We start from the raw sequence: 26,259 nt of genomic DNA on the forward strand, positions 1-26,259 counted from the left end.
GGGGCCCACATGAACGCGCCCCTGCGGCACACCACAGTCTTGCTGGGCGAGGCTGTCGATGCATTGCTCGGCGGCCCGCTGGGCGCGTACGGCACCTTCGTGGACGGCACCTTCGGGCGCGGCGGGCATTCGCGGCTGATCCTGTCGCGCCTGGCGCAGGACGGGCGGCTGGTGGCCTTCGACAAGGACCCCCAGGCCATCGCCGAGGCCGAGAGCATCCAGGACGCGCGCCTGTCCGTCCGCCACGAGGGCTTTTCCCACCTGGGCGAGCTGCCCGCGGCCAGCGCCAGCGGCCTGCTACTGGACCTGGGTGTGAGCTCGCCCCAGATCGACGAGCCCGGGCGGGGCTTCAGTTTTCGTTTTGACGGCCCGCTGGACATGCGCATGGACCCCACGCGCGGCCAGAGCGTGGCCGACTGGCTGGCGGCGGCCGATCCGGCCGCGATAGCGGAGGTGATACGTGACTATGGCGAAGAACGGTTTGCTGGCCCCATTGCAAAGGCGATTGCTGCTTGGCGCACAAAGCAGGGCCCGATCACGCGAACTGCCGAGCTGGCCGACCTCGTGGCTGGCACGGTCAAGACCCGCGAGCCTGGCCAGCACCCGGCCACGCGCACCTTTCAGGCTTTTCGGATTTTCATCAACGCCGAGCTGGAAGAGCTGCGCCAGGCGCTAGCAGCCAGCCTGCAGATCCTGGCGCCGGGCGGGCGGCTGGTGGTCATCAGCTTCCATTCGCTGGAAGACCGCATCGTCAAGCAGTTCATTGCCCAGCACACCAAGGAGGTCTACGACCGGCGCGCGCCCTTCGCCCAGCCGCAGCCCATGCGGCTGGCGGCCGTGGCGCGGGTGAAGCCGGGCGCGGCCGAAGTGGCCGCCAACCCGCGCGCGCGCAGCGCCGTCATGCGCGTGGCCGAGCGCACGGAGACCCCGGCATGACCCGGCTCAGCGTGGTGCTGCTGCTGGCCGTGATGGCCAGCGCCCTGTATCTCGTGCACACGCAGTACGAGTCGCGCCGCCTGTACACCGAGCTGCACCGCGCCCTGGCCGAGTCGCGCCAGCTGGCCACCGAGCAGCAGCGCCTGCAGGTGGAAAAGCGCGCCCAGGCCACGCCGTTGCGCGTGGAGCGCCTGGCGCGCGACCGCCTGAACATGCGCATGGCCACGCCCGCCATCACCCAGTACGTCACGGATGACGGCCGCGCCGGTGCGCCGGCCGCTTCCGCCGCTGTTGCGGCAGGCCCCGGGAAGGCCCCCTCGTGAGCAGCCGCGCCGTCGCCTACACCTCCAGCCCGCTGCTGGCGGCCAAAACGCCCGTGTGGCGCAGCAAGTTCATCGTTGCGCTGGTGGCGCTGGGCTTTTTTGCGCTGGCCGGGCGCGCGGCCTACGTGCAGGTCATCGGCAACGACTTCTTCCAGCGCCAGGGCGAGGTGCGCTTCGCCCGCACGCTGGAGCTGCCGGCCAACCGCGGCCGCATCCTGGACCGCAACGGGCTGATCCTGGCCTCCAGCGTGCCGGCGGCCAGCATCTGGGCCATCCCCGAGGACGTGGACAACGACAGCGCCGAGGGCCGCGCGCGCCTGAAGGCCCTGGCGCGCCTGCTGGACATGCCGTTGCCCGCGCTGATGGCCCGGTTGGCCAATGAGGACAAGACCTTCGTCTGGATCAAGCGCCAGCTGGACTGGGACGTGGGCCAGCAGGTGGCGGCGCTGAACATCAAGGGCATCTACCAGCGTAAGGAATACAAGCGCCAATACCCCGAAGGCGAGCCGGCGGCGCACATCGTGGGCTTCACCAACGTGGAGGACCACGGCCAGGAAGGCATGGAGCTGGCCTTCGACAAGGAACTGGCCGGCAAGCCGGGCTCGCGCCGCGTGATCAAGGACCGCCTGGGCCGGGTGGTGGAGGGCGTTGGCGCCGAGGTACCGCCGGTCGACGGCCGCGACCTTCAGCTGTCCATCGACAGCAAGGTGCAGTTCTTCGCCTACCAGAAGCTGCGCGACACGGTGCAGCTGCACAAGGCCAAGGCCGGCAGCGTGGTGGTGCTGGACGCCCGCAGCGGCGAGGTGCTGGCGCTGGCCAACTACCCCAGCTACTCGCCCAGCGACCGCACCAAGCTCAGCGGCGAGCAGCTGCGCAACCGGGCGCTGACCGACGTGTTCGAGCCCGGATCGGTCATCAAGCCCATCACCATCGGCCTGGCGCTGGAAAGCGGCCGCGTGCGCCCGGATACCCTGGTGGACACCACGCCCGGGCGTCTCACCATCACGGGCTCGACCATCAATGACACGCACAACTACGGCGTGCTCACCGTGGCCGGCGTGGTGCAGAAGTCCAGCAACGTCGGCACCACCAAACTGGCCATGCAGATGCCGGCGCAGGAGATGTGGGAGACCTTCTCGGCGCTGGGTTTCGGTCAGAAGCCCGCGCTCACCTTCCCCGGCGCCGTCAGCGGCCGCCTGCGCCCCTACAAGAGCTGGCGCCCCATCGAGCAGGCCACCATGAGCTACGGCTACGGCCTGTCGGCCAGCCTGTTCCAGATGGCGCGCTCGTACACCGTGTTCGCCAACGAGGGCCGCATCATCCCGGCCACCATGCTCAAGACCGACCACCCGCCCGCCGGGGTGCCGGTGTTTTCGGCGCGCACCGCCAACGAGGTGCGCAAGATGCTGCAGATGGCCGCTGGCCCCGGCGGCACCGGCCAGAAGGCGCAGACCGTGGGCTACTCGGTCGGTGGCAAGTCGGGCACGGCGCGCAAGCAGGTGGGCAAGAGCTACGCCACGGGCAAGTACCGCGCCTGGTTCACCGGCCTGGCGCCGGTGGACAACCCGCGCATCATCGTCGCCGTCATGGTGGACGAACCCGGCGCCGGCGTGATCTACGGCGGCGCCGTGGCCGCGCCGGTGTTCAGCGAGGTGGTGCAACAGACCCTGCGCCTGATGGGCGTGCAGCCGGACGTGGCTGTCAAGCCGCTGATCGTCGCCAACCCGGTGGAGGAATCCCTATGACCGCGCAGCCGCTCGTGCTGGCATCGCTGCAGCAGGCCGTGGACTGGCTGCGCGAGCGCGTGGCCGGCACGCTGCAGACCGACAGCCGGCTGGTGGCGCCCGGTGACGGCTTCATCGCCTGGCCCGGCGCCGCCACCGACGGCCGCGCCCACGTGGGCGATGCGCTGGCGCGCGGCGCCGCCGCCTGTCTGGTGGAAGGCGAGGGCGTGCAGGCGTTCGACTTCAGCGGTGCGGGCGACGCCGTCGCGGCGCTGCACGGCCTGAAGGCCGCCACGGGGCAGATCGCCGCCGAGTGGTTCGGCCAGCCCAGCCAGCGCCTGCAGGTGCTGGCAGTCACCGGCACCAACGGCAAGACCAGCACCTCCTGGTGGCTGGCAGAAGCCCTCAACGTGCTATCGAAAGAGAAGCTGCCCGCGCAGGCTGGATGCGCTCTGGTGGGCACTTTGGGCATTGGCGTGCCGCCGGACCTGGCCTCTACCGGCCTGACCACGCCCGACCCGGTGCGGCTGCAGCGCGCCTTCGCCCGCTTCGTGCAGGACGGGCACGGCGCCTGCGCCATCGAGGCGTCGTCCATCGGCCTGGCCGAGCACCGCCTGGCCGGCACGCACATCCGCGTGGCGCTGTTCACCAACTTCACGCAGGACCACCTGGACTACCACCCCAGCATGGCCGCCTACTGGCAGGCCAAGAGCCAGTTGTTCGACTGGCCCGGGCTGCAGGCAGCGGTGGTCAACGTCGACGACGCGCGCGGCGCCGAGCTGCACCAGAGCCTGTCCGGGCGCCCGCTGGACCTGTGGAGCGTGTCCATGCAGGGCCCGGCCCGGCTGCAGGCGCGCGACGTGGTCACCACCGGCGCCGGCCTGGCCTTCACTGTGGCCGAGGGCGTGCACAGCGTGCCCCTGCAGACGCAGCTGGTGGGCCTGTTCAACGTGTCCAACCTGCTGGGCGTGATCGCCGGCCTGCGCGCCCTGGGTGTGCCGCTGGAGGACGCCGTGCGCGCCTGCGCCCGGCTGCACCCGGTGCCCGGGCGCATGCAGCAGATCACCGCGCCCGACCAGCCGCTGGTGGCCGTGGACTATGCCCACACGCCGGACGCGCTGGCGCAGGCGCTGGCGGCGCTGGCGCCCATGGCAGCGCAGCGCGGCGGGCGGCTGTGGTGCGTGTTCGGCTGCGGCGGCAACCGCGACGCGGGCAAACGCCCGCTGATGGGCGCCGTGGCGCAAAAGGGCGCCGACCAGGTCATCGTGACCAGTGACAACCCGCGCGGCGAGGAGCCCGCGGCCATCATCCACCAGATCCTGGCGGGCACCATCGCTGGCACCAGCGTGCGCGCCGAGCCTGACCGCGCCGCCGCTATTCGGCTGGCGCTGGCCGAGGCCGATGCGCGCGACGTGGTGCTGATCGCCGGCAAGGGCCATGAGGATTATCAGGAAACACAGGGCGTGCGCCGGCCGTTCTCCGACCTGGAGCAGGCCCGTGCTGCGCTGGCCCTGCGCCCCGCCGCGCCGCAGATGACGCTGGCCCAGGCCCACGCCCTGGTGCAACGGCGCCTGCCGCAGGCGCGCCTGGTGGGCGACGGCGCCACGCCGATCGCCCGCGTGCACACCGACACCCGCACCCTGGCCGCCGGCGACCTGTTCGTGGCGCTGGCAGGCGAGCGCTTCGACGCGCACGACTTCCTGCCCCAGGCGCGCGTCGGCGGCGCCGTGGCGGCGCTGGCCGCGCGCGGTCTGCAAGAGGCCGGCCTGCCGGGCATCGAGGTGCAGGACACCCTGGCCGCCCTGGGTGCGCTGGCCGAAGGCTGGCGCGCCCAGCACCCGCTGCCGCTCATCGCCGTGACGGGCAGCAACGGCAAGACCACCGTCACGCAGATGACGGCCGCCGTGCTGCAGGCCTGGCTGGGCGATGCGGCCCTGGCCACGCGGGGCAACTTCAACAACGAGATCGGCGTGCCGCTGACGCTGCTGCGCCTGCGCTCCACGCACCGCGCGGCGGTCGTGGAGCTGGGCATGAACCACCCGGGCGAGATCGCCCGCCTGGCCGCCATGGCGCAACCCACGGTGGCGCTGGTCAACAACGCCCAGCGCGAGCACCTGGAATTCATGCACACCGTGCAGGCCGTGGCGCAGGAGAACGGCAGCGTGCTGGCCGCCCTGCCGGAGGGCGGCACGGCCGTCTTCCCGGCGGGCGACGCCTTCGCCCCGCTGTGGCGAGGCCTGGCCGGCGCGCGCCGCTGCCTCACCTTCGGCGACGGTAGCGACGTGTACGCCACCCGGGCGGACTGGCAGGACGGCGGCTGGCAGGTGCATATCGCCACCCCGGCCGGCGACTTTGCCATCCGGCTGTCCATCGCCGGCCGGCACAACGTGGCCAACGCCCTGGCCGCCACGGCCTGCGCGCTGGCCGCGGGCGCGCCGCTGGCGGCCATCGCGCAGGGGCTGCAGGCCTTCCGGCCGGTGACCGGCCGCTCCCGCGCCTTCGCGCTGCAGCGGGCCGGCCGCGCCATCACCGTGGTGGACGACAGCTACAACGCCAACCCCGACTCGGTGCGCGCCGCCATCGATGTGCTGGCCGAGCTGCCGGCGCCGCGCGTGCTGGTGCTGGGCGACATGGGCGAGGTGGGCGACCAGGGTGCGCAGTTCCACGCCGAGGCAGGCGCGCATGCGCGGGATGTGGGCATCGAGCAGGTCTACGCGCTGGGCACCCTGAGCGCCCATGCCGCAGTCGCCTGCGGCGAGCGCGCCCGGCATTTCGAAGACATGGCGGCGCTGCTGGCAGCGCTGCGCAAGGCCCTGCCCGAGGCGGGCAGCGTGCTGGTGAAAGGATCGAGATTCATGAAGATGGAGCAGGTGGTGCAGGCCATCCAGGAAGAAGGGGTGGTCGCATGCTCCTGATGCTTTCCCAGTGGCTGCAGGGGCTGTCGCCCGAGCTGAGTTTCCTGCGCGTGTTCCAGTACCTCACGCTGCGCGCCGTGATGGCCGCCATGACGGCGCTGGTGATTGGCCTGGTGGCCGGCCCGCGCGTGATCCGCATGCTGGCGGCGCTCAAGATCGGCCAGCCCGTGCGCGGCTACGCCATGCAGACCCACCTGGCCAAGAACGGCACGCCGACCATGGGCGGGGTGCTGATCCTGCTGTGCATCTCCATCTCCACCCTGCTGTGGTTCGATTTGTCCAACCGCTTCGTGTGGATCGTGCTGGCCGTCACGCTGGCCTTCGGCGCTATCGGCTGGGTGGACGACTGGCGCAAGGTGGTGCGCAAGGACCCGGAGGGCATGCGCTCGCGCGAGAAGTACTTCTGGCAGTCCGTCATCGGCCTGCTGGCGGCGCTGTACCTGGTGTTCTCCATCTCCGAGAACTCCAACGCCCGCGTCTTCGAGCTGTTCGTCAGCTGGGTGCAGTCGGGCTTCTCGCTGGACCTGCCCCCGAAGGCCGGCCTGCTGGTGCCCTTCTTCAAGGAGGTGAGCTACCCGCTGGGCGTGCTGGGCTTCGTCATCCTGACCTACCTGGTCATCGTCGGCTCCAGCAACGCCGTGAACCTGACCGACGGCCTGGACGGCCTGGCCATCATGCCGGTCATCATGGTCGGCTCGGCGCTGGGCATCTTTGCCTACGTCACGGGCAGCGCCAGCTATTCCAAATACCTGCTGTTCCCGCACATCCCTGGCTCGGGCGAGCTGCTGATCTTCTGCGCCGCCATGGCCGGCGCCGGCCTGGCCTTCCTGTGGTTCAACACCCACCCTGCCCAGGTCTTCATGGGCGACGTGGGCGCGCTGGCCCTGGGCGCGGCCCTGGGCACCATCGCCATCATCGTGCGCCAGGAGATCGTGCTGGCCATCATGGGCGGCATCTTCGTGGTTGAGGCCCTCTCGGTCATGCTGCAGGTGACCTGGTTCAAGTACACCAAGCGCCGCTACGGCGAGGGCCGGCGCCTGCTGAAGATGGCGCCGCTGCACCACCACTTCGAGAAAAGCGGCTGGAAGGAGACGCAGGTCGTCGTGCGCTTCTGGATCATCACCATGCTGCTGTGCCTGATCGGTCTGTCCACGCTAAAGCTGCGATGAACGACGAGCCCGTCCAACCCCCCGTGCCACCGGACGCCGCCGCGCCCGCGCTGACCGCCGCCGCCGAGGCGGCGCGGTTCGTTGCGCGCATCTTCGCCGAGGTCGGCCAGGCGGACGGCGAACAGCCGGCCGGCGTGCCGGCCACCCTCCAGGCAGAACAGACGGCCGAGCCAGCCGCCGCTCCGCTGGACTACGCCGCCGCGCAGCAGGCCCTGGCCACGCTGCTGACCGGCCGGCGCGTGCTGGTGCTGGGCCTGGGCGCCTCGGGCCTGGCCATGGCGCGCTGGTGCGCCCGCTGCGGCGCCGAGGTGCTGGTGGCCGACACGCGCGACAACCCGCCCCAGCTGCCCGCCCTGCGCGCGCAGCTGCCGCAGGCGCAGTTCGTCGCCGGGCCGTTCGACGAGGCTCTGGTGCAGAGCCGGGAGCTGTATGCCGTGCTGCGCTCGCCGGGTCTGGCGCCCAGCGATATTGCTCCTGTATTGAGAGCTGCCGGCGCTTGCCAGGCAAGCGTTTGGGGCGAAATTGACCTATATTCCCAGGCGCTTGCCGCACTGCGCGAGGCCCAGGGCTACGCGCCCGCCGTGCTGGCCGTCACCGGCACCAACGGCAAGACCACGGTGACCTCCCTCACCGGCCAGCTGCTGGCGCACGCCGGCCTGGACGTGGCCGTGGCCGGCAACATCGGCCCCACGCTGCTGGACACCCTGGCCGCGCGCCTGGACGCGCACGAGCTGCCGCAGGCCTGGGTGCTGGAGCTGTCGAGCTTCCAGCTCGACGGCGCGGCCGGCTTCGAGCCCACCGCCGCCACCGTGCTCAACCTAACGCAGGACCACCTGGACTGGCACGGCAGCATGCAGGCCTACGGCGCCGCCAAGGCGCGCATCTTCGGCCGCCACGGCCTGATGGTGCTGAACCGCGAGGACTCGGCCGTCATGGACATGCTGCCGCCGCCCGAGCGTGAAACCGTGCGCGGGCGGCCGGCGGTGCTGCGCCAGCGCGAGCACGTCACCTTCGGCGCCGACATGCCGCGCCGGCCCGGCGACTTCGGCATCGAGGTGGTCAACGGCATGGCCTGGCTGGTGCGCGCGCACGAGGCCGACGAGACGGCACGCCGTGGCCGCGCCGGCCGCCCGGAAGGCGAAGAGCTGCACATCCAGCGCCTGATGCCGGCCGACGCCCTGCGCATCCGCGGCCGGCACAACGCCACCAACGCCCTGGCCGCGCTGGCTCTGGCGCAGGCGGCCGGCTGCACCCTGGCCCCGCTGCTGCACGGCCTGCGCGAATACCGCGGCGAGCCGCACCGCGTGGAGCCCGTGGCCATCGTGGCCGAGGTGGAGTATTTCGACGACAGCAAGGGCACCAACGTGGGTGCCACGGTGGCCGCGCTGTCGGGCCTGGGGGCCGAGCGGCGCCTGGTCGTCATCCTGGGCGGCGACGGCAAGGGGCAGGATTTTTCCCCGCTGGCCGCACCGGTGGCACGCCACGCCCGCGCCGTGGTGTTGATCGGGCGCGACGCGCCGCAGATCCGCGCCGCGCTGCAGGACACGGGCGTGCCCCTGCTGCATGCGGCCACGCTGCCGGACGCGGTGCGCGAGGCCGCGGCGCGCGCCCACGCCGGCGACGCCGTGCTGCTGTCGCCGGCCTGCGCCAGCTGGGACATGTTCGGCGGCTACGAGCACCGCGCCCAGGTGTTCCGCGAAGCCGTGCAGGCGCTGGCCGAAGAGGCCGGCCAGATGATCGGCGGAGGCATGGCATGAGCAGCAGCAGTAGCGGCGCCGCCACCGCCCGCACCACGGCCACGGGACTGCTGCAGCGCCTGCTGCCGGGGCGCGAGCCGCGCGCCGCGGCCGACGTGCTGCCGGTGCGCGTGGGCGGCACCGAATACCGCCAGACGGCGGCCACACCGGCGCGCGTGCTGGGCTTTGACCAGGCGCTGCTGTGGGTGGTGGTGCTGCTGCTGGCCGCCAGCATCGTGATGGTGTATTCGGCCTCCATCGCCATGCCGGACAACCCGCGCTTCGGCTCGATCGCGCCCACGCACTTCCTGGTGCGCCACACGGTGGCCATCGGTGTGGGCTTCGTGGCGGCGCTGATCGCCTTCCAGGTCTCGATGAACGCCTGGGAGCGCATGGCGCCATGGCTGTTCGTGGTGTCGCTGGTGCTCTTGATCGCGGTGCTGATCCCGCACGTGGGCACGGTGGTCAACGGCGCCCGCCGCTGGCTCAGCCTGGGAATCATGAACTTCCAACCGTCCGAGCTGGCCAAGTTCGCCGTGCTGATCTACGCCGCCGACTACATGGTGCGCAAGATGGAGGTCAAGGAGCGGTTCTTCCGCGCCGTGCTGCCCATGGCCGCCGCCGTGGCCGTGGTGGGCGCGCTGCTGCTGGCCGAGCCCGACATGGGCGCCTTCATGGTCATCGCCGTCATCGCCATGGGCATCCTGTTCCTGGGCGGGGTGAACGCGCGCATGTTCTTCGTGATCGCCGCCATCCTGGTGCTGGCCTTCGCGGCCATGGTGTGGCTGTCGCCCTGGCGGCGAGAGCGCATCTTTGCCTACCTCGATCCGTTCAGTGAAGCGCACGCCCTGGGCAAGGGCTACCAGCTGTCGCACGCGCTGATCGCCATCGGCCGCGGCGAGATTTTCGGCGTGGGGCTGGGCGGCAGCGTGGAGAAGCTGCACTGGCTGCCCGAGGCGCACACCGACTTCCTGCTGGCCGTGATCGGCGAGGAGTTCGGTCTGGTGGGCGTGCTGGTGCTGATTCTGGCCTTCCTGTGGATGACGCGGCGCATCATGCACATCGGTCGCCAGGCCATCGCGCTGGACCGGGTGTTCTCCGGCCTGGTGGCGCAGGGTGTGGCCATCTGGATCGGCTTTCAGGCCTTCATCAACATGGGCGTGAACCTGGGCGCGCTGCCGACCAAGGGGCTCACCCTGCCTCTGATGAGCTTCGGCGGCTCGGCCATCCTGATGAACCTGGTCGCCATCGCGGTGGTGCTGCGGGTGGATTACGAAAACAAACTTCTCATGCGCGGAGGCCGCGCATGAGAAGTTTGTTTCGCCAAAACAAGTTGCGCCCGTGCGCCAGCGCGGGCCAGCGCGCAGCGCTGATGCGCGGAGGCCGCGCATGACGCAGAAAACTGCCCTCATCATGGCCGGCGGCACCGGCGGCCACATCTTCCCTGGCCTGGCCGTGGCCGAGGAGCTGGCCGCGCGCGGCTGGCGCGTGCACTGGCTGGGCACGCCCGGCAGCATGGAGTCGCGCATCGTGCCGCCCAAGGGCTTCGCCTTCGAGGCCATCGATTTCTCCGGCGTGCGCGGCAAGGGTGTGCTGACGCTGGCGTTGCTGCCGCTGCGCCTGCTGCGCGCCTTCTGGCAGGCATGGGGCGTGCTGCGCCGCGTGCGCCCGGACGTGGTGGTAGGCCTGGGCGGCTACGTCACCTTCCCCGGCGGGCTGGTGGCCTCGGCCGCGGGCTGCCCGCTGGTCCTGCACGAGCAGAACTCCGTGCCCGGCATGGCCAACCGTGTGCTGTCGATGGTGGCCCACCGCATCTTCACTGCTTTTCCCGGGGTGCTGAACAAGGGCCAGTGGGTGGGCAACCCGCTGCGCGCCGCGTTCACGCAGCAGGACGGCCCGGCCGAGCGCTTTGCCGGCCGCAGCGGCCCGCTCAAGCTGCTGGTGGTGGGCGGCAGCCTGGGCGCGCGTGCGCTCAACGAGATCGTGCCGCAGGCGCTGGCGCTGATCCCCGAGCAGCAGCGCCCCATCGTCACGCACCAAAGCGGCGCCACGCAGATCGAGCAGCTGCGCGCCAACTACCAGGCGGCAGGCGTGCAGGCCACGCTCACCCCCTTCATCGACGACACGGCCGAGGCCTTCGCCCAGGCCGACCTGATCGTCTGCCGGGCCGGCGCCAGCACCGTGACCGAGATCGCGGCCGTGGGCGCGGCGGCAGTGTTCGTGCCTTTCCCCTTCGCGGTGGACGATCACCAGACCACCAACGCCCGCTTCCTGGTCGACGCGGGCGCCGGCTGGCTGGTGCCGCAGGACCGGCTGACGCCCGAAGGGCTGGCGCAGATGCTACAAAATACAGAGCGGCCTGCGCTTGTACAGCGGGCGCTAGAGGCCAAAAAGATGCAAAAAACCCAGGCTGCCCGCGAGGTGGCGATGGCCTGCGAGGAGCTCGCTGCGCGATGAAACACGCCATTCGCCACATCCATTTCGTCGGCCTGGGCGGTTCGGGCATGTGCGGCATTGCCGAGGTGCTGCACAACCTGGGCTACCGCGTCTCCGGCTCCGACCTGGCGGACAGCAGCACGCTGTCGCGCCTGGCCGCCATGGGCATCGCCACCCACGTGGGCCACGCCGCCGCGCACATCGATGGCGCGGACGCGGTGGTCACCTCCACCGCCGTGCAGGCGGACAACCCCGAGGTGCTGGCCGCCCGCGCCGCCGGCATCCCCGTGGTGCCGCGCGCCCTGATGCTGGCCGAACTGATGCGCCTGCGCCGCGGCATCGCCATCGCCGGCGCCCACGGCAAGACGACCACCACCAGCCTGGTGGCCAGCATCCTGGCCGAGGCCGGGCTGGACCCGACCTACGTCATCGGCGGGCGCCTGAACAGCGCTGGCAGCAACGCGCGCCTGGGCCAAGGCGAATACATCGTGGTGGAGGCCGACGAGTCCGATGCGTCGTTCCTGAACCTGCTGCCCGTGCTGGCCGTGGTCACCAACATCGACGCCGACCACATGGAGACCTACGGCCACGACTTCGGCCGCCTCAAGCAGGCCTTCGTGGACTTCTTGCACCGCATGCCGTTCTACGGCCGCGCCATCCTCTGCGTGGACGACGCAGCCGTGCGCGACATCGCGCCGCAGGTGGGCCGGCCCATCACCACCTATGGCCTGGCCGAGGGCGCCCAGGTGCGCGCCACCGATGTGCGTGCCGTGGGCACGCAGATGCATTTCCAGGTGCAGCGGCGCATCGGTGCCGAGGTGCTGGCGCCCCTGTCCGTGGTGCTGAACCTGCCCGGCCTGCACAACGTGCAGAACGCCCTGGCGGCGATTGCCGTGGCGGCCGAGCTGGAGGTGTCCGACGCGGCCCTGCTGCGCGCTCTGGCCGCCTTCACCGGCGTGGGCCGGCGCTTCCAGAGCCACGGCGAGCTCCCGGCCGCCGGTGGCGGCAGCTTCACGCTGATCGAGGACTACGGCCACCACCCGGTGGAGATGGCCGCCACGCTGGCCGCGGCGCGCGGCGCCTGGCCGGGGCGGCGCATCGTGCTGGCCTTCCAGCCGCACCGCTACAGCCGCACGCGTGACTGCTTCGAGGATTTCGTGGCCGTGCTGGGCCAGGCCGACGCCGTGCTGCTTGCCGAGGTCTACGCCGCCGGCGAGGCGCCCATCGTGGCCGCCGACGGCCGCGCCCTGGCCCGCGCGCTGCGCGTGGCCGGCCGCGTGGAGCCGGTCTTCGAGCCCGACGTGGGCCAGCTGCCGGCGCGCATCGCCGCGCTGGCGCAAGGCGGCGACGTGGTGCTGTGCATGGGCGCCGGCTCCATCGGCGCGGTGGCCGGCGAGACCGCACGTTTACTACAAAAAGATGAGCTGCCAGCGCAGGAGGGACGGACGTTATGAGCCAATTTGACCAAAAAATCGACGTGGCCGGCCTGGGCAAGGTGGCGGTGCTGATGGGCGGCGCCTCCAGCGAGCGCGAGGTGTCGCTGATGTCCGGCGGCGGCGTGCTGCAGGCGCTGCGCGCGCGCGGCGTGGACGCGCACGCCTTCGACCCCTCGCAAAGCGATCTGTCTGAGCTGAAGTCCCATGGCTACGCCCGCTGCTTCATCGCGCTGCACGGCCGCCACGGCGAGGACGGCACGGTGCAGGGCGCCCTGGAACTGCTGGGCATTCCCTACACCGGCCCGGGCGTAATGGCTTCCGCCATCGCCATGGACAAGATCATGACCAAGCGCATCTGGCGCTTCGAAGGCCTGTCCACGCCCGACTGGCGCCTGGTGGCCAGCGCCGACGAGACCGCGCAGGCCTTCCAGGCGCTGGGCGCGCCCATGATCGTCAAGCCCTCACGCGAGGGCTCCACGCTGGGGCTGACCAAGGTCACGTCTATCGGCCAGTGCCAGCAGGCCTACCAGCTGGCCGCGCGCTTCGACCCCGAGGTGCTGTGCGAGCAGTTCATCGACGGCGACGAGACCACCTGCCCGGTGCTGGGCCAGGGCGAGGGCGCGCAGGCGCTGCCGGTGATCCGCATCGTGGCCCCCGAGGGCAACTACGACTACCAGAACAAGTACTTCACCGACGTCACGCAGTACCACTGCCCCAGCGGCCTGCCCGAGGCCGAGGAGCGCGCCATCCAGGAACTGGTGGTGCGGTCCTTCCGCACCCTGGGCTGCCGCGGCTGGGCGCGTGCCGACGTCATGGTGCGCAAGAGCGACCGCCAGCCCTTTCTGCTGGAGATCAACACCTCGCCGGGCATGACCGGCCACTCGCTGGTGCCGCTGTCGGCACGCAGCGCCGGCATCAGCTACGAGGACCTGTGCCTGCGCATCCTGGCCGACGCCTCGCTGGACGCGCTGCAGGGCCGCGCGCAGCCGCAGGACTAAAGAGGACGCAAAGGACATGAGCGCCACGCTGCCCGCACCGCTGGACGTACGCCTGATGAACGTGACCGCCACGGTCCTGTTCGCCGGCGTGGCCGTGGCCGTGCTGTGGGCCTGCGGCGGCTGGGTGCTGCGCCACCCGGCCTTCGCCGTGGGGCGCATCGCCGTGCAGGGCGAGCTGGTGCACACCAGCGCCATGAGCCTGCGCGCCAACGTGGCGCCGCAGCTGGTGGGCAACTTCTTCACGCTGGACCTGGACGCCGCGCGCCGTGCCTTCGAGCAGGTGCCCTGGGTGCGCCGCGCCCAGGTGCGGCGCGACTTCCCCAGCGGGCTGCTGGTGCAGCTGCAGGAACACGACGTGGTCGCCCACTGGGGCCCCGAGGGCAGCGGCATGCTGGTCAACAGCCACGGCGAGGTTTTCGAGGCCGCCGCCGACGACCTGGAGGCCGACAACCTGCCGCGCCTGGTGGGTGCGCCCGAGCGCTCGGCCGAGCTGCTGCACCTGGCCCGGCGCCTGGCGCCGGCGCTGGCGCCGCTGGGCTCGCCCATCGACACGCTGGAGCTGACGCCCCACGGCGGCAGGCGCGTGCTGCTGGACAGCGGCGCCGTGCTGGAGCTGGGTGCCGGCGACGAGGCCGCTCTGCTGGAGCGCGTGCGCCGGCTGGTGGCCACGCTGCCGCGCGTGGCGCAGGAGCAGGGCGGACGCACCGTGGCGGCACTGGAATACGCCGACCTGCGCCACGCCAGCGGCTACGCGCTGCGCCTGCGCGGGGTCACCACGGTGATGAGCGCCGAGGCGGCGCAGCAGGCCGCCCGCGCGGCACGCGCGCCCGCACGGCCGGCGCAGGCGCGCCGCGCGGTACAGAACAACTGAGGGCAAGGACTGGGTACAAGCGATGGCAAAAGAATACAAAGACGTGGTTGTGGGGCTGGACATCGGCACCGCCAAGGTCATGGCGGTGGTGGCCGAGGTGCTGCCCAGCGGCGAGCTGAAGCTGGCCGGCCTGGGCGTGGCGCCGTCCAACGGCCTCAAGCGCGGCGTGGTGGTGAACATCGAGGCCACCGTGCAGAGCATTCAGCAGGCCTTGAAGGAGGCCGAGCTGATGGCCGACTGCAAGATCCAGCGCGTCTACACCGGCATCACCGGCAGCCACATCCGCGGCCTGAACTCCAGCGGCATGGTGGCCGTCAAGGACAAGGAGGTCACCCCCACCGACGTGGCCCGCGTGGTGGAGACGGCCAAGGCCATCAACATCTCCAGCGACCAGCGCCTGCTGCTGGTGGAGCCGCAGGAGTTCGTGATCGACGGGCAGGACGTGCGCGAGCCCATCGGCATGAGCGGTATCCGCCTGGAGGCCAAGATCCACATCGTCACCGGCGCGCAGAGCGCCGCCGAGAACATCATCAAGTGCGTGCGCCGCTGCGGCCTGGAGGTGGAGCAGCTGCTGCTCAACCCGCTGGCCTCCAGCCAGGCCGTGCTGACCCCCGACGAGCGCGAGCTGGGCGTGGCCGTGGTGGACGTGGGCGCCGGTACCACCGACGTGGCCATCTTCACCGGCGGGGCAATTCGCCACACGGCGGTGATCCCGATCGCCGGCGACCTGATCACCAGCGACATCGCCATGGCCCTGCGCACGCCCACCAAGGACGCGGAGGACATCAAGGTCGAGAGCGGCTACGCCAAGCAATTGCTGGCCGAGCCCGAGGCGCAGGTGGAGGTGCCCGGCCTGGGCGACCGCAGCCCGCGCATGCTGAGCAAGCAGGCGCTGGCCGGCGTGATCGAGCCGCGCGTGGAGGAGATCTTCTCGCTGGTGCAGCAGGTCATCCGCGAGTCCGGCTACGAGGAAGTGCTGTCCTCGGGCATCGTGCTCACCGGCGGCAGCGCCGTCATGCCGGGCATGGTCGAGCTGGGCGAGGACATCTTCCTCAAGCCCGTGCGCCGCGGCCTGCCCAAGTATTCCAGCGCGCTGTCCGACATGATCGCCCAGCCGCGCGCAGCCACCGTCATGGGTCTGCTGGAGGAGGCGCGCATGGCGCGCCTGCGCGGCTTCAAGGTCGCGGCCAAGAGTGGCTCGGTGAAGACGGCGTTCGGCCGCTTCAAGGATTTCATCGTGGGGAACTTCTGACATGAAGAACCCTTACCTGCACCGCAAACGGGCACGCTGGCGGCACGCCAGGCCACCGCCTGCAACGACCGTCCTTTTTCATCACTTCCACAGAACCCCCCAACCCCTTACGGCCATCCCCGACTACAACGCAAAGACAGGAGCACCTTCATGAGCATCGAAATGATCGAAACCGACGAGTTCAACCAGGGCACGCACATCAAGGTGATCGGCGTGGGCGGCGGCGGCGGCAACGCCGTCGAGCACATGATTACCCGCGGTGTGCAGGGCGTGGAATTCATCAGCGCCAACACCGACGCGCAGCAGCTGCTGCGCAGCTCGGCGCACCGCACCATCCAGCTGGGCCACAACGGCCTGGGGGCGGGCAACAAGCCCGAGCGCGCCCGCGAGGCGGCCGGCCAGGCCGAGGAGGAAGTGCGCCAGGCGATCGCGGGGGCCAACATGCTGTTCATCACCGCCGGCATGGGCGGGGGCACGGGCACGGGCGCCGCGCCCGTGATCGCCCGCGTGGCCAAGGAGATGGGCATCCTCACCGTGGGCGTGGTCACCAAGCCCTTCGAGTGGGAAGGCAGCCGCAAGATGAAGAACGCGGAAGAGGGCCTGGCCGAGCTGGAGGCCAACGTGGACTCCCTCATCGTGGTGCTCAACGAGAAGCTGCTGGAGGTGCTGGGCGACGACGTGGGCCAGGAAGAGGCCTTCGCCCACGCCAACGACGTGCTGAAGAACGCCGTGGGCGGCATCGCCGAGATCATCAATGAGTACGGCCAGGTCAACGTGGACTTCGAGGACGTGCGCACGGTGATGGGCGAGCCCGGCCGCGCCATGATGGGCACGGCCGTGGCCACCGGCCCGGACCGCGCCCGCATCGCCGCCGAGCAGGCCATTGCCTGCCCGCTGCTGGAGGGCATCGACCTGTCGGGCGCCAAGGGCGTGCTGGTGCTGGTGACGGCCAGCAAGGGCAGCCTGAAGCTGGCCGAGTCGCGCTTGGCCATGACCACCATCAACGCCTACGCCTCGCCGGACGCGCATGTGATCTTCGGCGCCGCCTACGACGAGACGCTGGAGGACGCCATCCGCGTGACCGTGGTGGCTACCGGCCTGGCACGCACCGGCGCGCGCCGCCAGCCCATGCAGGTGGTGCAGGGCAGCCTGCGCACCGGCACCGACAACGTGGCCTACCACATGCCGGTTGCTGGTGCGGCCGTGGCCGGCGGCGTGGTCGGTGGTGCCAGCGGCACGGACTACGGCAACATGGCCGTGCCCAGCGTCTGGCGCACCAATCGCACCCAGGCCACGGCACGCGTGGATGCGCTGTCCTCGGGCGGCATGGACGAGCTGGAAATCCCGGCCTTCCTGCGCAAGCAGGCGGACTGATCGCCGGGCACAGGCCACTCAAACAAAAAAACCCGCTGGTTTGTGCCAGCGGTTTTTTTTCATGCCTGTTTGCTTTTTTAGAAAGATTCCCAGTCGTCCTGGGTGCCTGCCGGCACCTTGGCTGGCGCGGTGGTGGGCACCGCAATGGCCGGGCGCGGTGCCGCTGCCCTGGCAGGGGGGGCCGCCTGCCGGGTCGCCAGAGGCTGAACGGCGGCCGGGCGCGGCGTCGGCACGGCCGCGGGGCGGTGGGCAGCAACGGGCGCGGCATCCGCTTCCAGGCGGAACAGCGCCACCACCTGGGTCAGCCGCAGCGCCTGCTCGCGCAGGCTCTCGGCTGCGGCGGTGGACTGCTCGACGAGCGCGGAGTTCTGCTGCGTCATCTGGTCGAGTTCGCTCATGGCCGTGCTGACCTGGGCAATGCCCTGGCTTTGCTCGGAGGTGGCTGCACCGATCTCACCAATGATGTCGCTCACGCGCTGCACACTGGCCACGATCTCGTCCATGGTGCTGCCGGCGCTGCCCACCAGCTGCGTGCCCGTCTCCACCTTGTCCACCGAGGCGCTGATCAGCGTCTTGATCTCCTTGGCGGCCTCGGCGCTGCGCTGGGCCAGTTGGCGCACCTCGCCGGCCACCACGGCAAAGCCGCGGCCCTGTTCGCCGGCGCGGGCCGCCTCCACGGCGGCGTTCAGCGCCAGGATGTTGGTCTGAAAGGCGATGGAGTCGATCACGCTGGTGATGTCGCTGATCTTGCGGCTGCCGGCGTTGATCTGCTGCATGGTGTCCACCACCTGCGCTACCACCTGGCCGCCGCGCCCGGCGACCTGCGCGGCCGAGCTGGCCAGCTGGTTGGCGGTCTGGGCAGAGTCCGAGGTCTGGCGCACGGTGCCGGTCAGCTCCTCCATGCTGCTGGCCGTGGCCTGCAGGTTGCTGGCCGTGTCCTCGGTGCGGTGGGCCAGGTCGTTGTTGCCCTGGGCGATCTCGGCGGCGGCGGTGGCGATGCTGTCCGAGGCCGAGCGCACCTCGGCCACCAGCCGGCGCAGCGAGGCCACCATGTGTGCCAGGCCGTCCAGCAGCGAGCCGGGTGTGCTGGCAGGCACGGGCGCGTCCAGGCGGCCATGGGCTACCTCGGCCATGACGGCCATGGCCTGCGCCGGGTCGCCGCCGATCTGGCGCAGCACCGAGCGCAATACCGCCCAGCCCACAGCGCTCACCAGCAGCATGACCAGGGCCACGAGCGCCATATCCTTGAGCAGCGCCTGGCGCACGGCCGCGTCCACATCGTCGGTGTACAGGCCCGAGCCGACGAACCAGTTCCAGCCGTCCACGCGCATGGCGTACTGCAGCTTCGGGGACAGCTCCTGCTGGCCCGGCCGCGGGAACATGGCGGCGACGAAGGCCTTACCATCGGTGCTGGCGGCCAGGGCACTGGTGATCTGACGCAGCAGGTCCATGCCCGTGCCGTCCTTGAGCTTCCCGTCCATATTCTGGCCTTCCCATTCCGGCTTGATGGGGTGCATCACGCCATGGCTGTCCAGCGTCCAGATATAGAAGTACTCGGTGCGGCCGTCCGGCCCGCCGTAGCGCGACAGGCGCAGCGCCTCCCGGGCAGCGTTCTGCGCTTCCTCCTTGGGCACGGCGCCGCTGTCGGCCCGGGCCTTGTAGGCCATCACGATGCTGTGCGCGGATTGCACGGCTGTGGCCAGGGTGTCCTGCCGCGCCTGGATGATGAGTTGGCGCGCCTGCAGCAGCGCCATGGTGGCCATGGCCAGCAGCGCCAGCAGCGCGGTGGCCAGCATGAGGACGATCTTGGCCTTGAAGCTGAGTTTGTTCATGACGGAAAAAAGGAGAGGCACTTATTGCCTACGTTTGCTTACACAAGAGTCGTATTGTGCCTTTTGCCCGTACCCACGCCCTATCGGCGCCATAGCCGGGCGTTGGCCGTGCAGCGGGCCACCGGCCGCCTAAAATCGACCGATGCTTCAGCAACGCACCATCAAGACCCTCACGCGCGCCGTGGGCGTGGGGCTGCACAGCGGCCAACGGGTGGAGCTGACGCTGCGCCCCGCCGCGCCCGATACGGGCATCGTGTTTCGCCGCGTGGATCTGCCCGAGCCGGTGGACATTCCCATTCGCGCCGATTCCGTGGTGGATACGCGCATGGCCTCCACCATCGGCGTGGGCGGGGCCAAGGTGCACACGGTGGAGCACCTGATGTCGGCCTGCGCCGGCCTGGGGCTGGATAACCTGTATGTGGACATCACCGCCGAGGAGGTGCCCATCCTGGATGGCTCCTCCTCGTCCTTCGTCTTTTTGCTGCAAAGCGCCGGCATCGAATTGCAGAACGCGCCCAAGCACTTCATTCGCGTGACGCGACCCGTGGAGGTGCGCGAGGGCGAGGGGAGCAACCTGAAGTGGGCCCGGCTCGACCCGTACCACGGCTTCAAGCTGCGCTTCGAGATCGATTTCGCCCACCCGGCGGTGGACTCCACCGGCCAGAGCGTGGAGTTCGATCTGGGCGAGGGCAACTATGCGCGCGACATTGCCCGTGCCCGCACCTTCGGCTTCACCCGCGACGTGGAGATGCTGCGTGCCAGCGGCCTGGCCTTGGGCGGAGGGCTGGACAACGCCATCGTCATGGATGACTACAAGGTGCTCAACGCCGATGGCCTGCGTTACGACGCCGAGTTCGCCCGGCACAAGATCCTGGACGCCATGGGCGACCTGTACCTGGTGGGCCGCCCGCTGCTGGCGGCCTACAGCGCGCACCGCTCGGGCCACGCCATGAACAACCAGCTGCTGCGCGAGCTGTTGGCGCAGCAGGATGCCTGGGAGTTGATGGCCTTCGAGCACGAGCGCCAGGCGCCGCGCGGCTTTGCCCAGCCCGTGCGGGCCTGGTGAGCGGGGCGCGCCATGCTGCTGTTTCGCTGGCTCGTGCTGCTGCTGTTCCTGGCGGCGGCCGTCTCGTTCGCCTTCTTCGCCGCCACCGGGCAGCAACGCTACAAGCGTTTTGGCGTCGTGATCGTGAAGTGGACGCTCATCGCCGGGCTGGTGTTCTTCGCCGTTCTGGCCCTTGAGCGCCTGGCCTGAAGGCCGCCTGCCTATACTCGCGTCTGCTCCGGGGTGCACGAACGACAAATGGCGTGCTGAGATGGCGGACCGACCGCCAAAACCGCGAACTTGATCTGGTTAGTACCAGCGTAAGAAGAGCTGCAGCCATGGCCGGCCTGCGTCCCCCCTGCGGGGTGTACTAGGCCTTCATGGCCGATTGCGGAGCATTTCATTCATTCGTCCTGATGAACTGGAGTGCCCGTCATGAACGCCCCCGACCTCGACCGTTTCGCCCAGCTGCTGTCCAGCGCCCGCGAGCCTTTCCCTGCCTCGCGCAAGGCCTATCTGTCCGGCAGCCGCGCCGACCTGCGCGTGCCTGTGCGCGACATCACGCTGACCAATGGCGAAGTGGTCAGCGTCTATGACACCTCGGGCCCCTACACCGACCCGGCCGTGCAAATCGACGTGCGCCGGGGCCTGGCCGGCGTGCGCAGCGAATGGATTGCGGCGCGCGGCGACACCGAGGGCTACGAAGGCCGCGTGCGCAAGGCGCTGGACGACGGCCAGAAGGCTGAGGAGGGCGAGCGCCTGGCGCAGCTGCGCGCCGAGGCCGCGGCCCTGCAGCGCCGACCGCTGCGCGCCAGCAGCGGCGCCAACGTCACGCAGATGCACTACGCCAAGAAGGGCATCGTCACCCCCGAAATGGAATACGTGGCCCTGCGCGAGAACGGCCGGCGCGAGTGGATGCAGCCCTACCTGCAGGACGCCGCGCGCGAGCAGCGCCTGAGGGGCAACGGCCTGGGCGCCAGCATCCCCAACATCATCACGCCCGAATGCGTGCGCGATGAGGTGGCGCGCGGCCGCGCCATCATTCCGGCCAACATCAACCACCCGGAGGTGGAGCCGATGGCGATCGGGCGCAACTTCAAGGTCAAGATCAACGCCAACATCGGCAACTCGGCCGTCACCTCCAGCATCGAGGAGGAGGTGGAGAAGCTGGTCTGGGCCATCCGCTGGGGTGCGGACAACGTGATGGACCTGTCCACGGGCAAGAACATCCACACCACGCGCGACTGGATCATCCGCAACAGCCCCGTGCCCATCGGCACCGTGCCCATCTACCAGGCGCTGGAAAAGGTCGGCGGCATTGCCGAAGACCTGACCTGGGAAATCTTCCGCGACACGCTGATCGAGCAGGCGGAGCAGGGCGTGGACTACTTCACCATCCACGCCGGGGTGCGCTTGGCGTTCATCCACCTGACGGCGCAGCGGCGCACGGGCATCGTCTCGCGCGGCGGTTCCATCATGGCCAAGTGGTGCATGGCGCACCACAAGGAGAGCTTCCTGTACGAGCACTTCGAGGACATTTGCGACATCATGAAGTCCTATGACGTGAGCTTCTCGCTGGGCGACGGCCTGCGTCCGGGGTGTGCGTCCGACGCCAACGATGAAGCCCAGTTCGCCGAGCTGCACACGCTGGGCGAGCTGACTCAAACGGCCTGGAAGCACGACGTGCAGACCATGATCGAAGGTCCCGGCCACGTGCCCATGCATCTGATCCAGGCCAATATGGCCGAGCAGCTCAAGACCTGCCACGAGGCGCCGTTCTACACGTTGGGGCCGCTGACCATCGACATCGCACCGGGCTACGACCATATCGCCTCGGCCATCGGCGCGGCCATGATCGGCTGGATGGGCACGGCCATGCTGTGCTACGTGACCCCGAAGGAGCACCTGGGCCTGCCCGACCGCGACGACGTGAAGCAGGGAATCATTGCCTACAAGATCGCTGCGCATGCGGCCGACGTGGCCAAGGGCCATCCGGGCGCCCGTGCGCGCGATGACGCCCTGTCGCAGGCGCGCTTCGACTTCCGCTGGCAGGACCAGTTCAACCTGGGCCTGGACCCCGAGACCGCGCAGGAATACCACGACGAAACCCTGCCCAAGGACAGCGCCAAGGTGGCGCACTTCTGCTCCATGTGCGGGCCGAAGTTTTGCTCGATGAAGATCACGCAGGAGGTGCGCGAATTCGCGCGCCAGGGGCTGCAGGCCAAGGCCGAGGAGTTCAACCGCTCGGGGGGGGAGCTGTACGTTCCCATCCTTCCCGTCGGCTGAGCGGGCCTGTGGCGTGGGCTAGTGGGCCGGCAGCAGCGCGGTTGTGCTGCTGGGAAGCGTCCTCCCGGCTGGCTCGTCGGGCAGGCGGAACTGGCTCACCTGCGCGGCCAGGTCGTGGGCCTGGCCGCGCAAGCTTTCGGTGGCTGCAGCCGATTCCTCGACCAGCGCCGTGTTCTGCTGCGTTGCCTGGTCGAGCCGGGATAGCGCGGCGTGGATGGAGAGGATGTCCTGTTGCTGCGTCTGGTGGCTGGTGCGCATGTCGGCCATGGTGCGGGCGGCGCCCTGGATGGCCGTGACCACGTGCTCCATGGTGTGGCGTGCGTCTGCGGCTAGCGTGGCGCCGGTATCCATCTGTTCGACCGATGCAGCGATCAGCGCCCGGATCTCACGGCCCGCCGCGGCAGAGCGGTTGGCCAGGCTGCGCACCTCGCTGGCCACCACGGCAAAACCCCTGCCCTGCTGGCCTGCGCGGGCCGCTTCCACCGCCGCGTTGAGCGCCAGGATGTTGGTCTGAAAGGCCAGCCCGTCGATAACGCCGGTGATGTCGCCGATCTTGTGCGCCGTGTGAGATATCTGCTGCATGGTTTGCGCCACGCGCGCCGCGACGTCGCTGCCGCTGCGTGCCACGGCGACAGCCTGGGCCGCTTGCGTCTCGGTGAGCTGCGCTGTTTCCACCGATCGCTGCACGGCGCGCGTCACTTGCTCGAGGGCGGCCGCTGTCTCCTGCAGGCTGGCGGCCGTTTCCTCTGTGCGGTGGGAAAGACGTGCGTTGCCGTTGGCAATGTCGGTCGAGGCATGGTGCAGGCCATGCACGGATGTGCTCACCTGCCAGACCAGGCGCCGCAGCGCACCCTGCATGGCCGACAGCGAGTTCAGCATCTGCCCCGTCTCATCGCGGTCGTGCCCGACGATGTCCTGGCGCAGGTCCAGGCCGGCGACGCGGTGGGCCGTGTCGCTGGCCAGGGCGATGGGCCTCGTGATGCGGCCCACCAGCCACAGCGCCAGGAGCGTGCCGAGCACCAGCGACAGGACACCGAAAGCCAGCAGCGACAGGCGGGCACGGGAGCTCCAGTCGGCCACTACCAATGCCGACGAATCAATGGCTTGGCGCTGGGACTGCGTCAGGGCGGCAAGGCCTTCCATGAGTGCTTTGGAGGCAGGCATGAAGCGTTCGCTGTAGACCTGCCGGATGCGCGAGGTGAGCCCGAAGTCCCGGGCCTGCAGCAGCTCCGCGCGGGCTTGGCGGAAGACCGTGGCGCGGCGGTATACCTGCGCCAGAAGCTCCTCGTCCGGCGTGCCTGAGAGGCGCTGCGCCAAGGTGGCGATCAGCACGTCGTATTGGCGCTGCGTGGCGTCGATGTCGGCACCCAGGATGTCGCCCACCTCGGGTTCCGAGCTCAGGGCGACAGCCTTGTAGCGTTCGGCGTTGAGGGCCTGCAGGCGATAGGCATCCGCCACCAGGCGCTCGTTGGCCACGCTGCGCTGGACCATGTCGTCGGTGGAGCGGCCAATGTGCTGCAGCGACCAGAAGCCGATGGCCGAGCCTGTCAGACTCAAAGCCAGCATGGCCAGAAACAGGCCCAGCAGGCGCCGGCCCAGCGGGCCGATGGCCTGCCGGCTGGAGGGAGATAAAGGCGGAAACATGGGAAGGATGTCGTCGATGCCGGAAGTAATGGTCTGGCATGCACTTTTCCTCATAAGTGTGTCAATTTGTTTTCAATTTCCATTTCCGAAAACACTTGCTTGCACATGTTCGTGAGGAAACTTGATCGTGAATACCCTCTATCGAACGTTTTTTTTGCCACATAAAGTGGCGCCACCGGCAGACGAAGCGGCGATACCCAGGCCGTAGACCAGGCTCGGCAGAGGAATTCCATGACGATCACGGGGCGACTTTCCATCCGCGCGCGGCTTTATTTCGCGACCGTTTTTTCACTGCTGCTCCTGGCCGTTGTTGGCGCCATGGGCTACGTGGGGCTGGACAGAGCCCGATCGACCATGCACGAGCTGTTCGCCCGGCAGGTTCAGACCCTTACCTCCATGAGCGAGTTGCGCACCGGTCTGGGACAGCTGCGCCGTGTGGAGAAGGACATCGTTATCAACTTCAACAACTCCGTGGAGGTCAGCGCGCTGCGCGAGACCTGGACGGTGCAGCTGGGCGCGCTGCGTGAAGGCCTGGCCACCGTCCGCCGCTCGCATGTGGGCGACGGGCCTTTTGCCGCCGCCATCGACCAGGCGCTGGCGGAGATCAAGGCCTATGCCGACGGCATCACGCCCATCTTTGAGCAGATCGAGCGCGCCCAGCTCGACGGCGCCGGCGCAGGAGCCTATGCCGACCGGCTCAAGGCGCATATGGAATCCACCGACAGCGTGCTGGCCACCCTGGGCACGCAGGCGCGCGAGCGCATGGACGAGGCGCGCGCGCAACTGGACGCGCGCACGGCCACCATGTCGCTGCTGATCGCCGCTGCCGTGGTGCTGGCCCTGGCGGTTCTGGTGCCGCTGACGCTGGTCACGGTGCGCTCCATCGCCCGCGCCTTGCACCAGGCCAGCGGCCTGGCCGAGCGCATCGCCGCCGGCGATCTGTCGCAAGCCGTGCCCGCGGGCCAGCGCGACGAGATCGGCAGCCTGATCGACGCCATGGCGCGCATGCAGCAGTCGCTGCGCACGCTGGTGGGGCAGGTGCAGCAGGCGGCGGGCAACATCACCACCGCCAGCGCCGAGATCGCCACCGGCAACCAGGACCTGAGCCAGCGCACTGAGCAGGCTGCCGCCAGTCTGCAGGAGACGGCTTCTTCCATGGAGATGCTCACCGGCACGGTGCAGCACAGCGCCGAGTCCTCGCGCAGCGCCAGCCGGCTGGCCGCCGAAGCGGCCAGCGTGGCCGAGCGCGGCGGCGCCGTGGTGGCGCAGGTGGTACACACCATGGGCGAGATTTCGGAGAGCTCGCGGCGCATCGGCGACATCACCGGCGTGATCGACTCCATCGCCTTCCAGACCAACATCCTGGCGCTCAACGCCGCCGTGGAGGCCGCTCGCGCCGGTGAACAAGGCCGCGGCTTTGCCGTGGTGGCCGGCGAGGTGCGTAGCCTGGCGCAGCGCAGCGCCGAGGCCGCGCGCGAGATCAAGACGCTGATCCAGGCCTCGGTTGAGCGCGTGGCCGGTGGCGCACGGCTGGTGGGCGAGGCCGGCGAGACCATGACACAGATCGTGGGCAGCGTGCGCCGCGTCTCCGGTATCGTGACCGAGATTACCGAGAGCACGGCCCAGCAGAGCGACAACCTGGGACAGATCAACCAGTCGGTGAGCCAACTGGACCAGATGACGCAGCAGAACGCGGCGCTGGTGGAGCAGTCCACGGCCGCCTCGGAGGCGCTGAACGAGCAGGCCCGCCAGCTGGCCCAGGCCGTCAGCCGTTTCCGTGTGCAGGAGGGACACGGCGAAGTACGCAGTGCGGTGTCCACACCCGGCCATTCGCCGCGCCAGGCCGTGTCGCTGATGCCGGCAGTGCCCGCCCTGGCTGGCTGAGTGGCAGCTCCACACAGCAAAACGCCCGGCAGTGCCGGGCGTTTTTGATGGGGCGGGGCGCTTCAGCGCGTCAGAAGCTCACCGCCATGGCAGGCACGTCCACACGCACCATCGGGCGCGACAGCGCGGCGACCGTGGCCTGCCCGAACTGCGTGGCCCACTGCGGATCGGCGAAGTGCCGCGCGCCGGCGGCCTGCGCCACGGTGAGCACCTTGTCGGCCAGCAGCACCTTGCCGCTGGGGCGCAGGGGCTCGCACTCCAGCCGGGTGAATTCGTCGTCCAGCCAGCGGCGGGCCTGCTCATGCTCCATGGGCTGGCTGCCTTGCAGGTCCAGGCGCATCTCATCGCCGGGGGTGAGGGTGACGAACACTTCGCTTTGCATGGTGACTGCCTTTGCC

The 26,259-nt window shown here is 69.9% G+C and carries 20 protein-coding genes and 1 riboswitch; of the genes, 17 read left to right on the forward strand and 3 right to left on the reverse strand.

Going from position 1 to position 26,259, the window contains the following annotated elements:
• Positions 1-9: 9 nt before the first annotated feature.
• The 13 genes from rsmH to ftsZ all read left to right on the forward strand — a co-directional run bounded on the left by rsmH (position 10) and on the right by ftsZ (position 17,170).
• Positions 10-936, forward strand: coding sequence for a 16S rRNA (cytosine(1402)-N(4))-methyltransferase RsmH (gene rsmH, locus RT282_RS12920; protein ID WP_313314734.1), 927 nt, complete (start codon positions 10-12; stop codon positions 934-936).
• Positions 933-1,259, forward strand: coding sequence for a cell division protein FtsL (gene ftsL / locus RT282_RS12925; RefSeq protein WP_312306081.1), 327 nt, complete (start codon positions 933-935; stop codon positions 1,257-1,259). The genes rsmH and ftsL overlap by 4 nt, the downstream gene beginning before the upstream one ends.
• On the forward strand, positions 1,256-3,004 hold the full coding sequence (locus tag RT282_RS12930; protein WP_312306083.1) for a penicillin-binding protein 2: 1,749 nt from the start codon (positions 1,256-1,258) through the stop codon (positions 3,002-3,004). Before ftsL ends, RT282_RS12930 begins: the two co-directional genes overlap by 4 nt.
• A complete protein-coding gene (gene murF / locus RT282_RS12935; RefSeq protein ID WP_313314738.1) occupies positions 3,001-5,898 on the forward strand; it encodes a bifunctional UDP-N-acetylmuramoyl-L-alanyl-D-glutamate--2,6-diaminopimelate ligase MurE/UDP-N-acetylmuramoyl-tripeptide--D-alanyl-D-alanine ligase MurF in 2,898 nt (965 codons plus the stop codon). The genes RT282_RS12930 and murF overlap by 4 nt, the downstream gene beginning before the upstream one ends.
• Positions 5,889-7,067, forward strand: coding sequence for a phospho-N-acetylmuramoyl-pentapeptide-transferase (gene mraY / locus RT282_RS12940; protein ID WP_312756286.1), 1,179 nt, complete (start codon positions 5,889-5,891; stop codon positions 7,065-7,067). Before murF ends, mraY begins: the two co-directional genes overlap by 10 nt.
• The gene (murD, locus tag RT282_RS12945) at positions 7,064-8,824 is read left to right on the forward strand and encodes a UDP-N-acetylmuramoyl-L-alanine--D-glutamate ligase (protein WP_313314742.1); all 1,761 of its coding nucleotides are present in this window, start codon (positions 7,064-7,066) and stop codon (positions 8,822-8,824) included. Before mraY ends, murD begins: the two co-directional genes overlap by 4 nt.
• On the forward strand, positions 8,821-10,113 hold the full coding sequence (ftsW, locus tag RT282_RS12950) for a putative lipid II flippase FtsW (RefSeq protein WP_313314745.1): 1,293 nt from the start codon (positions 8,821-8,823) through the stop codon (positions 10,111-10,113). Before murD ends, ftsW begins: the two co-directional genes overlap by 4 nt.
• Positions 10,114-10,192: 79 nt before the next feature.
• Positions 10,193-11,260 carry an undecaprenyldiphospho-muramoylpentapeptide beta-N-acetylglucosaminyltransferase gene (gene murG / locus RT282_RS12955; RefSeq protein WP_313314751.1) on the forward strand — a complete coding sequence of 356 codons (1,068 nt, stop codon included), beginning with the start codon at positions 10,193-10,195 and terminating at the stop codon, positions 11,258-11,260.
• The gene (gene murC / locus RT282_RS12960; RefSeq protein WP_313314754.1) at positions 11,257-12,693 is read left to right on the forward strand and encodes a UDP-N-acetylmuramate--L-alanine ligase; all 1,437 of its coding nucleotides are present in this window, start codon (positions 11,257-11,259) and stop codon (positions 12,691-12,693) included. Before murG ends, murC begins: the two co-directional genes overlap by 4 nt.
• Complete coding sequence (locus RT282_RS12965) at positions 12,690-13,673, forward strand: D-alanine--D-alanine ligase (protein WP_313314757.1); 984 nt, start codon at positions 12,690-12,692, stop codon at positions 13,671-13,673. The genes murC and RT282_RS12965 overlap by 4 nt, the downstream gene beginning before the upstream one ends.
• A gap of 16 nt (positions 13,674-13,689) precedes the next feature.
• Positions 13,690-14,544, forward strand: coding sequence for a cell division protein FtsQ/DivIB (locus RT282_RS12970; protein WP_313314761.1), 855 nt, complete (start codon positions 13,690-13,692; stop codon positions 14,542-14,544).
• 22 nt (positions 14,545-14,566) lie between these two features.
• Complete coding sequence (ftsA, locus tag RT282_RS12975; protein ID WP_312307355.1) at positions 14,567-15,796, forward strand: cell division protein FtsA; 1,230 nt, start codon at positions 14,567-14,569, stop codon at positions 15,794-15,796.
• Positions 15,797-15,946: 150 nt separating this feature from the next.
• A complete protein-coding gene (gene ftsZ, locus RT282_RS12980; RefSeq protein WP_312307356.1) occupies positions 15,947-17,170 on the forward strand; it encodes a cell division protein FtsZ in 1,224 nt (407 codons plus the stop codon).
• Between the two features lie 77 nt (positions 17,171-17,247).
• On the opposite strand, the gene RT282_RS12985 is transcribed toward ftsZ, so the two are convergent.
• Positions 17,248-19,002 (reverse strand): methyl-accepting chemotaxis protein, encoded by a 1,755-nt coding sequence (locus RT282_RS12985; protein ID WP_313314766.1) that lies wholly within the window; start codon positions 19,000-19,002, stop codon positions 17,248-17,250.
• A gap of 142 nt (positions 19,003-19,144) precedes the next feature.
• Here RT282_RS12985 and lpxC point away from each other — a divergent pair, with 142 nt between their 5' ends.
• The 3 genes from lpxC to thiC all read left to right on the forward strand — a co-directional run bounded on the left by lpxC (position 19,145) and on the right by thiC (position 22,333).
• Positions 19,145-20,068 carry a UDP-3-O-acyl-N-acetylglucosamine deacetylase gene (lpxC, locus tag RT282_RS12990; protein ID WP_313314769.1) on the forward strand — a complete coding sequence of 308 codons (924 nt, stop codon included), beginning with the start codon at positions 19,145-19,147 and terminating at the stop codon, positions 20,066-20,068.
• 12 nt (positions 20,069-20,080) lie between these two features.
• The gene (locus RT282_RS12995) at positions 20,081-20,257 is read left to right on the forward strand and encodes a hypothetical protein (RefSeq protein ID WP_312756295.1); all 177 of its coding nucleotides are present in this window, start codon (positions 20,081-20,083) and stop codon (positions 20,255-20,257) included.
• A gap of 19 nt (positions 20,258-20,276) precedes the next feature.
• Positions 20,277-20,391: riboswitch (TPP riboswitch) on the forward strand.
• Between the two features lie 91 nt (positions 20,392-20,482).
• Complete coding sequence (gene thiC / locus RT282_RS13000) at positions 20,483-22,333, forward strand: phosphomethylpyrimidine synthase ThiC (RefSeq protein WP_313314773.1); 1,851 nt, start codon at positions 20,483-20,485, stop codon at positions 22,331-22,333.
• Between the two features lie 18 nt (positions 22,334-22,351).
• Here the strand turns inward: thiC and RT282_RS13005 are convergent, their stop codons facing one another.
• Positions 22,352-24,031: a methyl-accepting chemotaxis protein gene (locus tag RT282_RS13005; protein WP_313314776.1), complete on the reverse strand. Its 1,680-nt coding sequence runs from the start codon at positions 24,029-24,031 to the stop codon at positions 22,352-22,354.
• Positions 24,032-24,208: 177 nt separating this feature from the next.
• Here RT282_RS13005 and RT282_RS13010 point away from each other — a divergent pair, with 177 nt between their 5' ends.
• A complete protein-coding gene (locus tag RT282_RS13010; protein ID WP_313314778.1) occupies positions 24,209-25,861 on the forward strand; it encodes a methyl-accepting chemotaxis protein in 1,653 nt (550 codons plus the stop codon).
• 70 nt (positions 25,862-25,931) lie between these two features.
• Here the strand turns inward: RT282_RS13010 and RT282_RS13015 are convergent, their stop codons facing one another.
• Positions 25,932-26,243, reverse strand: a complete 312-nt coding sequence (locus RT282_RS13015; protein WP_313080872.1) for a hypothetical protein — start codon at positions 26,241-26,243, stop codon at positions 25,932-25,934.
• Between the last annotated feature and the right edge of the window lie 16 nt (positions 26,244-26,259).

The sequence above is a fragment of the Pulveribacter sp. genome (assembly GCF_032079985.1).
In the GTDB taxonomy this organism is placed as follows: domain Bacteria; phylum Pseudomonadota; class Gammaproteobacteria; order Burkholderiales; family Burkholderiaceae_C; genus Melaminivora.